The sequence below is a fragment of the Streptomyces lycii genome, assembly GCF_009735685.1.
GTDB lineage: Bacteria > Actinomycetota > Actinomycetes > Streptomycetales > Streptomycetaceae > Streptomyces > Streptomyces lycii.
Window position 1 is genome coordinate 1 of the sequence record NZ_WHPN01000151.1, and the last position, 12922, is coordinate 12922.

A 12922-nucleotide genomic window follows, 5' to 3' on the forward strand; every position below is an offset into this window, starting at 1 on the left:
CGCAGCGCCGCGCAGCGCTCCGTCCCCAGCAGCTCGCGCGCCCGCTCCGCGCACAGCATGTGCGGCGCCCGGAAGTGGCGGGAGCCGAACAGCGGCGCGCCCACCGAGCGCCACATCCGCCCGGCCGCGCCCTGGAGCACGACCGCGGCCTCCGGGTCGCCCTCCTCCAGCGTGATCAGGGCGAGCAGCTCCAGCGCCAGGACGGTGCCCACCAGATCGTGGAACGCGTGGTTGGTCGCGAGACACTCCTCCAGCAGCCCGCGGGCGGCGTCCAGGTCGCCCCGCCGGAACGCGGCGAAACCCAGCACATAGAGGGCGTACGCCAGCGTCCAGCGTTCGCCGTGGTCCGCGCAGACCCCCCGGACCTCCTCGCACGCCGACTCCGCGCCGGCGAGATCCCCCTGGAACGCCCGGCTGAGCCCCACCTCCACCCGGGCCATCAGCACGTTGCTGTTCAGCTCGCCGATCTCCGCGTACTGCTCCACCGCCGAGCGCAGCAGCCGCTCGGAGCGCGGCACGTCGTCGGTGAGCAGGGCGAGGCAGCCGGTGCGGTGCAGGGCGTAGGCGGCGGCGCGGGTGTTGCCGGACGCCTCGGCCCGGCTGCCGCACTCCTGGAGCGCGGTCAGCGCGCGGACGGTGTCGCCCTGGAGCACCGCCACGTAACCGAGCACCCACAGGGCCTTGAGCCGGGCCTCGTCGTCCTCGTCCCCGCACCCGTATCCGCACTCCAGGGAGCGCTCCAGCCAGTGCCGGCCCTCGGCCATCCGGCCGCAGCCCACCCAGTAGAACCACAGGGTGCCCGCGAGGAGCCGGCCCAGTCGCACCTCGGCGCCGGGGCCCGGCGGTTCCGGAACGTCCGGTGTCTCCCGGCTCTCCAGGCTGAACTCCAGCGCCAGCCGCAGGTTCGGCAGCTCGCTGTCGATCCGGGCGGCCACCTCCGCCTGCCGCGGGCTGAACCACTCCAGCTCGCACCAGGTCGCCAGGCCCAGATACCAGTCGCGGTGCCGGCGCCGGACCCGCTCGCCGTCCCCCAGCGCGTCGAGCCAGCGGGCGCCGTACTCCCGTACGGTGTCCAGCATCCGGTAGCGGCTGCCCGCCGGGGTGTCCTCGCGCACCACCACCGACTGCGTCACCAGTTCGGAGAGCGTGTCGAGCACGTCGTCCGCGGGCAGTTCCGGCCCCGGGCACACGTACTCGGCCGCGTCGAGGTCGAACTGGCCGGCGAAGACCGACAGCCGGGCCCACAACAGCCGCTCTGCGGGGGCGCACAGCTCGTGGCTCCAGCCGATCGCCGTGCGCAGCGTGTGGTGCCGGGGCAGCGGCCCCCGGCCACCGGTGAGCAGCCGGAACCGGTCGTCCAGGCGGTGCAGCAGTTCCGCGGGGGAGAGGGCGCGCAGCCGCCCGGCCGCCAGCTCCAGGGCGAGCGGAATGCCGTCCAGCCGGTGGCAGATCTCGGCGATCTCCCGGCCGTTCGCCCCGGTCACCTCGAAGTCCGGCAGGAGTGCCGCGGTGCGCTCGGCGAAGAGTTCCACCGCGTCCCCCGCCGGTACGGCCGCCCCGCCGCCCGGACGCGGCGGCAGCGGGGTCGGCATCGGGGCGAGAGGGAAGATCCGCTCGCCGGGCACGCCCAGCGGCCGGCGGCCCGCGGCGAGCACCCGCAGCCCGGGCGCCCGGCACAGGAGTTCCCCCAGCAGGGCGGCGCACTCCTCCACGAGGTGCTCGAAGCCGTCCACGACCAGCAGCAGCTGCCGCCCCGCCAACTGGTCCACGAGTACGGCGCGCGGGGGACGCGGGGAGTGGTCGGTCAGGCCGAGCGCCTCGCTGAAGGCGTGGTCGAGCAGCGCGGGATCGGCGAGCGCGGTCAGCTCGACCAGCCGGACCTCCGTACAGAAGCGTTTCTGCGCGGCCCGGTCCGCGGCAGCCCGGAGGGCCAGCCGGCTCTTGCCGACACCGCCGCAGCCCGTGACGGTCACCAGCCGCGCGTCGTCCAGCAGCCGTGCCAGACCCGCCAGTTCCGTCCGCCTGCCGACGAACCGGGTCAGCTCGGCGGGCAGCCCGCCCGGCGGCGGGACGTCTCGCGGGCCGTCGTCCGACGTGGTGTGTCGCATGGAACACGGAGCGTACCCACAGGTGTGCGGACCGTACAATCGGCTGCCCCGCGGCGGATGCGCGGCACCGGCAAATCCGGTACGGGCGCCCCGGCCCGAGGCGATAGGCTTGCACCGGGCCGGACGCGGCATCACGCACCCGGCCGGTGCCGCCTTGACCGGCGGTGACCCCCCGGACGTGAACCGGGGGAAGTCGTCTTCGAGGGAGCGGTGCAGCGTGTCCGGTGGTGAGGTGGCCGGGATCCTCGTGGCAGTCTTCTGGGCCATTCTGGTGTCCTTTCTCGCCGTGGCGCTGGCGCGGCTGGCGCAGGTGCTGAAGGCGGCCACCCGGCTGGTGGCGGACGTCTCCGAGCACGCCGTTCCGCTGCTGGGCGAGGCGTCCGAGACCGTACGCTCCGCGAAGAGCCAGCTCGACCGGGTGGACGCCATCGCCACCGACGTCCAGGAGGTCACCTCCAACGCCTCGGCGCTGTCCACGACCGTCGCCTCCACCTTCGGCGGCCCGCTGGTCAAGGTCGCGGCGTTCGGCTACGGCGTCCGGCGGGCACTCGGACGCAAGGACGCCGGGCCGGCGTCCCCCCGCCGCACCGTCGTCGTGGGACGCGCGGTGCCCGGGGCTCGCGGCGGCAGCCGCCGCGACCGGCGAGGAAAGGGCTGAGACGACCGATGTTCCGCCGTACGTTCTGGTTCACCGCGGGCGCCGCCACCGGCGTGTGGGCGACCACCAAGGTCCACCGCAAGCTGCGCCGGCTCACCCCGGAGAGCCTCGCCGCACAGGCCGCCGACAAGGCCGTCGAGGCCGGGCACCGGCTCAAGGACTTCGCGCTCGACGTCAAGGCCGGCATGGCCCAGCGCGAACTCGAACTGAACGACGCCCTGGGCCTCGACGCGCCGGACGGCACCGGCGAACTCCCCGCGGCCCGCCGCCCGGCCGCACTGGGCGGCCCCCGGCCCGCCGGGCAGGACACCCAGCGCCCGCCCGCGCGGGGCACGTCACACCCGCCCACGCCCACCCGGCGTTACCCCTACGACCCGCACAACCGGAATGAGGACCACTGATGGAGTCGGCTGAAATCCGCCGCCGCTGGCTGCGCTTCTTCGAGGAGCGGGGGCACACCGTCGTCCCGTCGGCGTCGCTGATCGCGGACGACCCGACGCTGCTCCTGGTCCCCGCGGGCATGGTGCCCTTCAAGCCGTACTTCCTCGGCGAGGTCAAGCCGCCGTACGACCGCGCCACCAGCGTGCAGAAGTGCGTGCGCACCCCCGACATCGAAGAGGTCGGCAAGACCACGCGGCACGGCACCTTCTTCCAGATGTGCGGCAACTTCTCCTTCGGGGACTACTTCAAGGAAGGCGCCATCAAGTACGCCTGGGAGCTGCTCACCACGCCCCAGGCGGACGGCGGCTACGGCCTGGAGCCGGAGAAGCTCTGGATCACCGTCTACGAGCGCGACGACGAGGCCGAGCGCATCTGGCGCGATGTCGTCGGCGTGCCCCCGGAGCGCATCCAGCGCCTCGGGATGGGCCCCAACTACTGGTCGATGGGCGTCCCCGGCCCCTGCGGGCCCTGCTCGGAGATCAACTACGACCGCGGTCCCGAGTTCGGCGAGGAGGGCGGCCCGGCCGTCAACGACGAGCGCTACGTGGAGATCTGGAACCTGGTCTTCATGCAGTACGAGCGCGGCGAGGGCTCCGGCAAGGAGGACTTCCCGATCCTCGGCGAGCTGCCCAGCAAGAACATCGACACCGGCCTGGGCCTCGAACGCCTCGCGATGATCCTCCAGGGCGTGCACAACATGTACGAGACGGACACCCTCCGTGTCGTCATGGACAAGGCCACCGAGCTGACCGGCGTCCGCTACGGAGCGGGCGAGGACACCGACGTCTCGCTGCGCGTCGTCGCCGATCACCTGCGCACCTCCGTCATGCTCATCGGCGACGGCGTGACCCCCGGCAACGAGGGCCGCGGCTATGTGCTGCGCCGCATCATGCGCCGTGCCATCCGCAACATGCGGCTGCTCGGCGCCACCGGCCCGGTCGTCGCCGAGCTCGTCGACACCGTGATCAAAACGATGGGGCAGCAGTACCCGGAGCTGGTCGAGGACCGCAAGCGCGTCGAGACCGTCGCGCTCGCCGAGGAGGCCGCCTTCCTCAAGACGCTGAAGGCCGGCACCAACATCCTCGACACCGCCGTCAGCGAGACCAAGTCCGCCGGCGGCAAGGTCCTCCCCGGGGACAAGGCCTTCCTGCTCCACGACACCTGGGGCTTCCCCATCGACCTCACCCTCGAGATGGCGTCCGAGCAGGGCCTGTCCGTCGACGAGGAGGGCTTCCGCCGGCTGATGAAGGAGCAGCGGGAGCGCGCCAAGGCCGACGCCAAGGCCAAGAAGACCGGACACGCCGACCTCTCCGCCTACCGCGAGGTCGCCGACCGCTCCGGCTCCACGGTCTTCACCGGGTACACCGACACCGAGGGCGAGACCACGGTCGTCGGCCTGCTGGTGGACGGCGTACCGGCCCCGGTCGCCCAGGAGGGCGACGAGGTGGAGGTCGTGCTGGACCGCACCCCCTTCTACGCCGAGGGCGGCGGCCAGCTCGCCGACACCGGCCGGATCCGCATCGACACCGGTGCCGTGATCGAGGTCCGCGACGTGCAGCAGCCCGTGGCCGGCGTCAGCGTGCACAAGGGTGTCGTGCAGGTCGGCGAGGTCACCGTCGGCGCCGGTGCGTACGCCGTGATCGACGTGACCCGCCGCCGGTCCATCGCGCGGGCCCACAGCGCCACCCACCTCACCCACCAGGCGCTGCGCGACGCCCTCGGCCCGACCGCCGCGCAGGCCGGGTCGGAGAACTCCCCGGGCCGCTTCCGCTTCGACTTCGGGTCGCCGACCGCCGTCCCCGGCACGGTCCTCACCGATGTCGAGCAGCAGATCAACGAGGTGCTGGCCCGCGAACTGGACGTCACCGCCGAGGTGATGTCCATGAGCGAGGCCAAGAAGCAGGGCGCCATCGCCGAGTTCGGCGAGAAGTACGGCGACCGGGTGCGGGTCGTCACCATCGGTGACTTCTCCAAGGAGCTGTGCGGCGGCACGCACGTCCACAACACCGCCCAGCTGGGCCTGGTGAAGCTGCTCGGCGAGTCCTCGATCGGTTCCGGTGTGCGCCGGGTCGAGGCCCTGGTCGGCGTGGACGCGTACAACTTCCTGGCCCGTGAGCACACGGTCGTCTCGCGCCTCACCGACCTGGTCAAGGGCCGTCCGGAGGAGCTGCCGGAGAAGATCTCCGGGATGCTCGCCAAGCTCAAGGACGCCGAGAAGGAGATCGAGCGCTTCCGTGCCGAGAAGGTGCTCCAGGCCGCCGCCGGTCTGGCCGAGGGCGCGCGCGACGTGCGGGGCGTGGCCCTGGTGACCGGCCGGGTGCCGGACGGCACGGGCGCCGACGACCTGCGCAAGCTGGTGCTGGACGTGCGCGGCCGCATCCAGGGCGGCCGGCCGGCCGTGGTGGCGCTGTTCACGGTGGTCAAGGACCGCCCGCTGGTCGTCGTCGCCACCAACGAGGCCGCCCGCGAACGCGGCGTCAAGGCCGGTGAGCTGGTCCGTACGGCCGCGAAGACCCTCGGTGGCGGCGGTGGCGGCAAGGACGACGTGGCTCAGGGCGGCGGCCAGAACCCGGCCGCCGTCGAGGACGCGATGGCCGCCGTCGAGCGTCTCGTCGCCGACAAGGCGTGACGGGGCAGCCGGTGCGCCGCGGCAGGAGAATCGCCGTCGATGTCGGGGACGCCCGGATCGGGGTCGCCTCGTGCGACCCCGACGGGCTCCTGGCCACCCCGGTGGAGACCGTGCCGGGACGCGATGTCCCCGCCGCCCACCGGCGGTTGGCCGCGATCGTCGCCGAGTACGAGCCGATCGAGGTCGTGGTGGGCCTGCCCCGCTCGCTCAAGGGGTCGGAGGGGCCGGCCGCGGCCAAGGTCAGGGCGTTCGCCCAGGAGCTGGCCAGAACGGTCGGACCGGTCCCGGTGCTGCTCGTGGACGAACGCATGAGTACGATCACTGCGGCACAGGGACTGCGGGCCTCCGGCAGGAACGCCAAGAAGGGCCGTGCGGTGGTCGACCAGGCCGCGGCCGTGGTCATCCTGCAGAGCGCGCTGGAGACCGAACGGGTGTCGGGTAAAGCTCCGGGCGAGTACGTCCAAGTGGTCATCTGATCGCGATACGGTAACGTTCCGCGCGATGTGGCGGCCTGCACGTGTCGCATACAAGCGGAATGAGACGGACCGGATCCTTGCGCCGACGACGCGCACCGGAAGTCGTCTCGCGTTGCTAGGGGTTCGATGACTGAGTATGGCCGGGGCCGAGGCTCCGAACCGTGGCATCCCGACGACCCCCTCTTCTCGCCCGGCTACGGGCGGGAGGGGGGCGACGGGTATGCCGGATGGGACGGACAGCAGGCCACCGCAGGCTCCGGTCCGTACGGGGAACCGCAGTACCAGCAGCAGTACCCCGGGCAGCATCCGCAGTGGGACGGGAATGCGTACCCGGGGCCACAAGGGCCGCAAGGGCAGCAGCAGTACCCGCAGCCGGACGGCACGGACCGGGGATACGGCTGGGACGGTTCGCACGGCGCGGGCGGCGGCTACGGCCAGGGCGGCCCGTACGGGCAGCCGGCCGATCCGTACGGCTATCAGCAGCAGCCCCACGACGGCGGGCAGTACGCCCAGCAGCACCCGTACGACCCCCAGCAGTACGACCCCAGGGGCTACGAGCCGGGTCCGCAGGGGCAGCAGCGGTACGACCCGCAGGGCGGCGACCCCCGGCAGCAGCAGGGCCCGGAGCCGATGGCCGACTGGGCCCAGGAGCCGGACGGCCCGGAGCACGCGTTCTTCGCGGACCAGCCGGACAGCGCGGCCGGCCGCGGCCGGCAGGGCGGCCCCGGCGGCCGTGACGGCCACGACGACCGGCAGGGCGGCCCGTCCGGTGGCTACGGACACCGCTCCGGCGGGGGAGACTTCGACCCGGACGGCTACGAGGACCACGACGACCGCGACGACCACGACGACCGCGACGAGCCCCGGCCGTCCCGCGGCCGCGGCGGCAAACCGAAGAAACGGCGCAGCGGCACGGCCTGCCTGCTGGTCGGCGTGGTGCTCGTCGGCGGCGTCGGCACGGTGGGATATTTCGCGTACGACTTCTACCAGACCCATTTCGGGCCGGCTCCGGACTACTCCGGCGAGGGCAGCGGGACGGCGCAGGTGGAGATCCCGCCCGGCGCGGGGCTCGGCGAGATGGGCCGGATCCTCAAGTCCGCCAAGGTCGTCAAGAGCGCCCAGGCCTTCGTGGACGCGGCGAACGACAATCCGAAGGGCGCCACCATCCAGGCCGGTGTCTACTCCCTGAAGAAGGAGATGTCGGGCGAGGCCGCCGTGGCGCTGATGCTGAGCCCGGAGAGCCGCAACGCCCTGATCATCCCCGAGGGCACCCGCAACGCCCAGGTCTACGCGCTCATCGACGACAAACTCGAACTCCGGCGCGGGACCACCCGGAAGGTCGCCGAGGAGCAGGCGGACAAGCTCGGGCTGCCCGAATGGGCAAACGACAACAAGCAGATCAAGGACCCGCTGGAAGGATTCCTCTACCCCGCGCGCTACGACGCGGGCGAGGGCGCGAAGCCCGCGGACATCCTCCGCAAGATGGTCTCCCGGGCCAAGGCGGAGTACGCCGAGCACGACCTGGAGGGCGAGGCGGCCAAGCTGAAGCTGGACTCGCCGCTGCAACTCCTCACCGTCGCCAGCCTGGTGCAGGCCGAGGGCAAGACCCGCGAGGACTTCGGCAAGATGGCACGGGTCGTCTACAACCGGCTGGAACCGGGCAACACCGAGACCAACGGCAAGATCGAGTTCGACTCGGCGTACAACTACCTCAAGGGCCAGAGCGAGATCGAGATCGGCATCGACGAGATCCGCAGCGACGACGACCCGTACAACACGTACTACCACCGGGGCCTGCCGCCCGGCCCGATCGGCAATCCGGGCCAGGAGGCACTGGAGGCCGCGGCCGACCCGGAGCCGGGCGAGTGGTATTACTTTGTCGCGGTCGACGGCGAGAACACCAAGTTCGCCGAGACCCACGAGGAGCACGAGAGGCTCCGGCAGGAGTTCAACCAGAACCAGAAGAACAAGGGTTGAGGTGGGTCGGTGGCAGCCAGTCCCGTCCCGGGCACCCGCCGCGCCGCGGTGCTCGGCAAGCCCATCGAGCACTCGCTCTCCCCGGTGCTGCACCGCGCGGCGTACGCGGCCCTCGGCCTCGGCGGCTGGACGTACGGCCGCTTCCAGGTCGACGAGGAGGCGCTGCCCGGTTTCGTGGAGGGCCTCGGGCCGGAATGGTCGGGCCTGTCGCTGACGATGCCGCTCAAGCGCGCCGTCATCCCGCTGCTCGACGAGATCAGCGGCACGGCGGCGTCCGTGGAGGCGGTCAACACCGTGCTCCTCCGGCCGGACGGGAGCCGGGCCGGTGACAACACCGACATCCCGGGCCTGCTGGCCGCGCTGCGCGAACGCGGGGTGGAGCGGGTGGAACGGGCCTCCGTGCTGGGCGCCGGCGCCACCGCCTCCTCGGCGCTCGCCGCGCTCTCCCGGATCTGCCCCGGCGAGGTCACGGCCTATGTCCGCAGCGACGCCCGCGCCGCGGAGATGCGCCGCTGGGGCGAGCGGCTGGGTGTCGCGGTGACGACCGCGGACTGGGCCGACGCGGCCAAGGCGTTCCAGGACCCGCTGGTGATCGCCACCACGCCGGCGGGCGCCACGGACGCGCTCGCCGAGGCCGTGCCCGAGGGCCCCGGCACCCTCTTCGACGTGCTGTACGAGCCGTGGCCGACCCGGCTCGCCGGTGCCTGGTCGGCGCGCGGCGGGGCGGTCGTCGGCGGCCTCGACCTCCTGGTCCACCAGGCCGTGCTCCAGGTCGAGCAGATGACCGGCCGGGCCCCGGCACCGCTGGCCGCGATGCGCGAGGCCGGCGAGCGCGCCCTCGCGGCCCGCGGCGCCTGACTCTCGCGCGGTGCCCGTCCGGCCCGCGGTGTCCGGCCGTTCCGTGGCGCCCGTCCGGTCCGTGGCGCCCGGCTGTTCCGCGGTTTCCAGCCGTTCCGGCGGTTTCCGTCCGTAACCTGGACGCGCCGGGGCGCCGGGTCCGGCTCGTGGGAGGATCGGGCGAGAACCCGCACGGCCGAAGGTATCCGAGGAGCATCGTTGAGCAGGTTGCGCTGGCTGACCGCCGGGGAGTCGCATGGCCCCGCACTCGTGGCGACGTTGGAGGGTCTTCCGGCCGGTGTGCCGATCACCACGGAGATGGTGGCCGACGCCCTCGCCCGCCGCCGGCTCGGCTACGGCCGCGGCGCCCGGATGAAGTTCGAGCGGGACGAGGTCACCTTCCTCGGCGGCGTACGGCACGGCCTGACCCTCGGCTCGCCGGTCGCGGTCATGGTCGGCAACACCGAGTGGCCCAAGTGGGAGCAGGTCATGGCGGCCGACCCGGTGGACCCGGCCGAGCTGGCCGAGCTGGCCCGGAACGCCCCGCTGACCCGGCCCCGCCCCGGCCACGCCGACCTGGCGGGCATGCAGAAGTACGGCTTCGACGAGGCCCGTCCGGTGCTGGAGCGCGCCTCCGCCCGGGAGACCGCCGCCCGCGTGGCGCTCGGCACCGTGGCCCGCTCCTACCTCAGGGAGACGGCCGGGATCGAGATCGTCTCGCACGTGGTCGAGCTGGCCGCCGCCAAGGCCCCGTACGGGGTGCTGCCGAAGCCGTCCGATGTCGAGCGGCTCGACGCGGACCCCGTCCGCTGCCTGGACCCGCAGGCGAGCGAGGCGATGGTCGCCGAGATCGACCAGGCGCACAAGGACGGCGACACCCTCGGCGGCGTCGTCGAGGTGCTGGCCTACGGGGTGCCGGTCGGCCTCGGCAGCCACGTTCACTGGGACCGGCGGCTCGACGCCCGGCTCGCCGCCGCCCTCATGGGAATCCAGGCGATCAAGGGCGTGGAGGTCGGCGACGGCTTCGACCTCGCGCGGGTCCCGGGATCGCAGGCACACGACGAGATCGTCTCCACCGACGACGGCATCCGCCGCACCTCCGGCCGCTCCGGGGGCACCGAGGGCGGGCTGACCACCGGGGAGCTGCTGCGCGTACGGGCCGCGATGAAGCCGATCGCGACCGTCCCGCGCGCCCTGGCGACCGTCGACGTCGTCACCGGCGAGGCCACCAAGGCCCACCACCAGCGCTCCGACGTGTGCGCCGTGCCCGCCGCGGGCATCGTGGCCGAGGCCATGGTCGCGCTGGTGCTCGCCGACGCGGTGGCCGAGAAGTTCGGCGGCGACAGCGTCCCGGAGACCCGCCGCAACGTCGAGTCCTTCCTCGACAACCTGGCGATCCGGTGACCGGGACGGGTCCCGCCGTCGTGCTGGTCGGCCCGCCCGGAGCCGGCAAGAGCACGGTCGGCGCGCTGCTCGCCGAGCGGCTCGGCACGACGTACCGCGACACCGACGCGGACGTGGAGCGGACCGCGGGCAAGGCGATCCCGGAGATCTTCTTCGAGGAGGGCGAGCCGCACTTCCGCGCCCTGGAGCGGCAGGCCGTGCGCGCCGCGGTCGGGGAGCACCCCGGGGTGCTCTCCCTCGGCGGCGGAGCGATCATGGACGAGGAGACCCGCGGCCTGCTCGCCGGGCTCCCGGTGGTCTTCCTGGACGTCGCCCTCGCGGACGCCGTCAAGCGGGTCGGCCTGGACGCCCCCCGGCCGCTGCTCGCGGTCAACCCGCGGCAGCAGTGGCGCGCCCTGATGGAGGAGCGCCGGCCGCTGTACACGGAGGTGGCCCGCGCCGTCGTGGCCACCGAGGGCCGTACCCCCGAGGACGTCGCCGAAGCGGTCCTCGACGCACTGGAACTGAGGAAGGCATGACGGAGACCCCCACCCGCATCGAGGTCGGCGGAACGGCCGGCACCGACCCGTACACCGTGCTCGTCGGCCGGCAGCTCCTCGGCGAGCTGCCGGGACTCATCGGTGACCGGGCGAAGCGAGTCGCGGTGCTGCACCCGGAGGCCCTCGCGGCCACCGGCGAGGCGCTCCGCGAGGACCTGGCCGGACAGGGCTACGAGGCCGTCGCGATCCAGCTGCCGAACGCCGAGGAGTCCAAGACCGCCGAGGTCGCCGCCTACTGCTGGAAGGCGCTCGGGCAGACCGGGTTCACCCGCTCCGACGTGATCGTCGGCGTCGGCGGCGGCGCCACCACCGACCTGGCCGGTTTCGTCGCCGCGACCTGGCTGCGCGGGGTGCGCTGGATCGCCGTCCCCACCACGGTCCTCGGCATGGTCGACGCGGCCGTCGGCGGCAAGACCGGCATCAATACCGCCGAGGGCAAGAACCTCGTCGGCGCCTTCCACCCGCCCGCCGGTGTCCTCTGCGACCTCGCCAGCCTCGACTCGCTGCCCGTCAACGACTACATCAGCGGACTCGCGGAGATCGTCAAGGCCGGTTTCATCGCCGACCCGGTGATCCTGGACCTGATCGAGTCGGACCCGGCCGAGGCCCGCAAGCCCGGCGGCGCGCACACCGCGGAGCTGATCGAGCGCTCCATCCGGGTCAAGGCCGAGGTGGTCTCCGCAGACCTCAAGGAGTCGGGCCTGCGCGAGATCCTCAACTACGGGCACACCCTCGCGCACGCCATCGAGAAGAACGAGCGCTACAACTGGCGGCACGGCGCCGCCGTCTCCATCGGTATGGTCTTCGCCGCCGAACTGGGCCGGCTCGCCGGCCGGCTGGACGACGCCACCGCCGACCGGCACCGCAGCGTGCTGGAGTCGGTCGGGCTGCCGCTCACCTACCGCGGCGACCAGTGGCCCAAGCTGCTGGAGACCATGAAGGTCGACAAGAAGTCCCGCGGCGACCTGCTGCGCTTCATCGTTCTGGACGGCCTGGCCAAGCCCACCGTGCTGGAGGGCCCGGATCCGGCCGTGCTGCTGGCCGCGTACGCGGAGGTCTCCCGGTGAGCGGGCAGCAGCCGGGGGCGGAGCCGCGGCACGTCCTCGTGCTCAACGGGCCCAACCTGGGGCGGCTGGGTTCCCGGGAGCCGGACGTGTACGGCTCGACCTCCTACGCCGGGCTGGTCGAGGAGTGCGCCCGGCTCGGCAAGGAGCTGGGCTTCGCCGTCGAGGTCCGGGAGACCAACGACGAGGGCGAGATGATCCGCTGGCTGCACGAAGCCGCCGACGGAAAGATTCCGGTCGTTCTCAACCCCGGCGCCTTCACGCACTACTCGTACGGCATGCGGGACGCGGCGGCGCAGCGCACCGCTCCGCTCATCGAGGTGCACATCTCCAATCCGTACACCCGGGAGGAGTTCCGTCACACCTCGGTCGTCGCGGCCGTCGCCTCCGGGACCGTCGCCGGTTTCGGCATCGGGTCCTACCGGCTGGCGCTGCGTGCCCTGGCGGACGAGGGCCGGGGCGGCTGACCGGGGGACTCGGGGGGAGAACGTCCGGGGCGGTGACCGGGCTCGTTCCGGGCTCCGCCGGGCGTTCGCGGACCCGGCAACAGCGTGTTCGTACTGCGGCCGCGGACGGGCGGCCGGGCAGTCCGGGAGCGGCTCCCGGCCTCCCGCCCGGCCGGGCGGGCACGTCCGGGAAACCCCGGCCGTTCACACGGAGGCGGCCGGGGAAGGTACCGTTCGGTAGCGCTCGGCCAACCACCCGAGCAGCCCGAACACCGGCCAACAGCCCGCACGAGACGGAGAGTCAGCGGATGCAGCATGCGATGGGGGCTCCGCTGCCGCCGCC

General features: G+C 73.1%; 11 protein-coding genes. 10 read left to right on the top strand and 1 reads right to left on the bottom strand.

The window, feature by feature from the left end:
• A partial coding sequence (locus GCU69_RS06235; RefSeq protein WP_156205346.1) for an ATP-binding protein occupies positions 1-2108 on the bottom strand: 2108 nt, incomplete at its 3' end.
• A 217-nt stretch (positions 2109-2325) separates the two neighbouring features.
• Here GCU69_RS06235 and GCU69_RS06240 point away from each other — a divergent pair.
• The 10 genes from GCU69_RS06240 to GCU69_RS06285 all read left to right on the top strand — a co-directional run bounded on the left by GCU69_RS06240 (position 2326) and on the right by GCU69_RS06285 (position 12600).
• The gene (locus GCU69_RS06240; protein ID WP_098750919.1) at positions 2326-2766 is read left to right on the top strand and encodes a DUF948 domain-containing protein; all 441 of its coding nucleotides are present in this window, start codon (positions 2326-2328) and stop codon (positions 2764-2766) included.
• Between the two features lie 8 nt (positions 2767-2774).
• Complete coding sequence (locus GCU69_RS06245; protein ID WP_156205347.1) at positions 2775-3167, top strand: DUF6167 family protein; 393 nt, start codon at positions 2775-2777, stop codon at positions 3165-3167.
• Entirely contained in the window at positions 3167-5836 is a 2670-nt protein-coding gene (gene alaS, locus GCU69_RS06250; RefSeq protein ID WP_098750917.1) for an alanine--tRNA ligase, read from the top strand. Before GCU69_RS06245 ends, alaS begins: the two co-directional genes overlap by 1 nt.
• Before the next feature lie 11 nt (positions 5837-5847).
• The gene (gene ruvX, locus GCU69_RS06255) at positions 5848-6312 is read left to right on the top strand and encodes a Holliday junction resolvase RuvX (protein WP_098750916.1); all 465 of its coding nucleotides are present in this window, start codon (positions 5848-5850) and stop codon (positions 6310-6312) included.
• A gap of 126 nt (positions 6313-6438) precedes the next feature.
• Positions 6439-8289 (top strand): endolytic transglycosylase MltG, encoded by a 1851-nt coding sequence (gene mltG / locus GCU69_RS06260; protein WP_098750915.1) that lies wholly within the window; start codon positions 6439-6441, stop codon positions 8287-8289.
• A gap of 9 nt (positions 8290-8298) precedes the next feature.
• Positions 8299-9147 carry a shikimate dehydrogenase gene (locus tag GCU69_RS06265; protein ID WP_098750914.1) on the top strand — a complete coding sequence of 283 codons (849 nt, stop codon included), beginning with the start codon at positions 8299-8301 and terminating at the stop codon, positions 9145-9147.
• A 198-nt stretch (positions 9148-9345) separates the two neighbouring features.
• Entirely contained in the window at positions 9346-10530 is a 1185-nt protein-coding gene (gene aroC / locus GCU69_RS06270; RefSeq protein ID WP_098750913.1) for a chorismate synthase, read from the top strand.
• The gene (locus GCU69_RS06275) at positions 10527-11048 is read left to right on the top strand and encodes a shikimate kinase (protein WP_098750912.1); all 522 of its coding nucleotides are present in this window, start codon (positions 10527-10529) and stop codon (positions 11046-11048) included. The genes aroC and GCU69_RS06275 overlap by 4 nt, the downstream gene beginning before the upstream one ends.
• Positions 11045-12136: a 3-dehydroquinate synthase gene (gene aroB / locus GCU69_RS06280; protein WP_156205348.1), complete on the top strand. Its 1092-nt coding sequence runs from the start codon at positions 11045-11047 to the stop codon at positions 12134-12136. The genes GCU69_RS06275 and aroB overlap by 4 nt, the downstream gene beginning before the upstream one ends.
• A complete protein-coding gene (locus GCU69_RS06285; protein ID WP_156205349.1) occupies positions 12133-12600 on the top strand; it encodes a type II 3-dehydroquinate dehydratase in 468 nt (155 codons plus the stop codon). The genes aroB and GCU69_RS06285 overlap by 4 nt, the downstream gene beginning before the upstream one ends.
• The last annotated feature ends 322 nt before the right edge of the window (positions 12601-12922 follow it).

Coding starts and splice junctions, on each gene's coding strand:
- aroB (WP_156205348.1), top strand. CDS start 11,045: ATGACGGAGACCCCCACCCGCATCGAGGTCGGCGGAACGGCCGGCACC.
- mltG (WP_098750915.1), top strand. CDS start 6,439: ATGACTGAGTATGGCCGGGGCCGAGGCTCCGAACCGTGGCATCCCGAC.
- GCU69_RS06245 (WP_156205347.1), top strand. CDS start 2,775: ATGTTCCGCCGTACGTTCTGGTTCACCGCGGGCGCCGCCACCGGCGTG.
- alaS (WP_098750917.1), top strand. CDS start 3,167: ATGGAGTCGGCTGAAATCCGCCGCCGCTGGCTGCGCTTCTTCGAGGAG.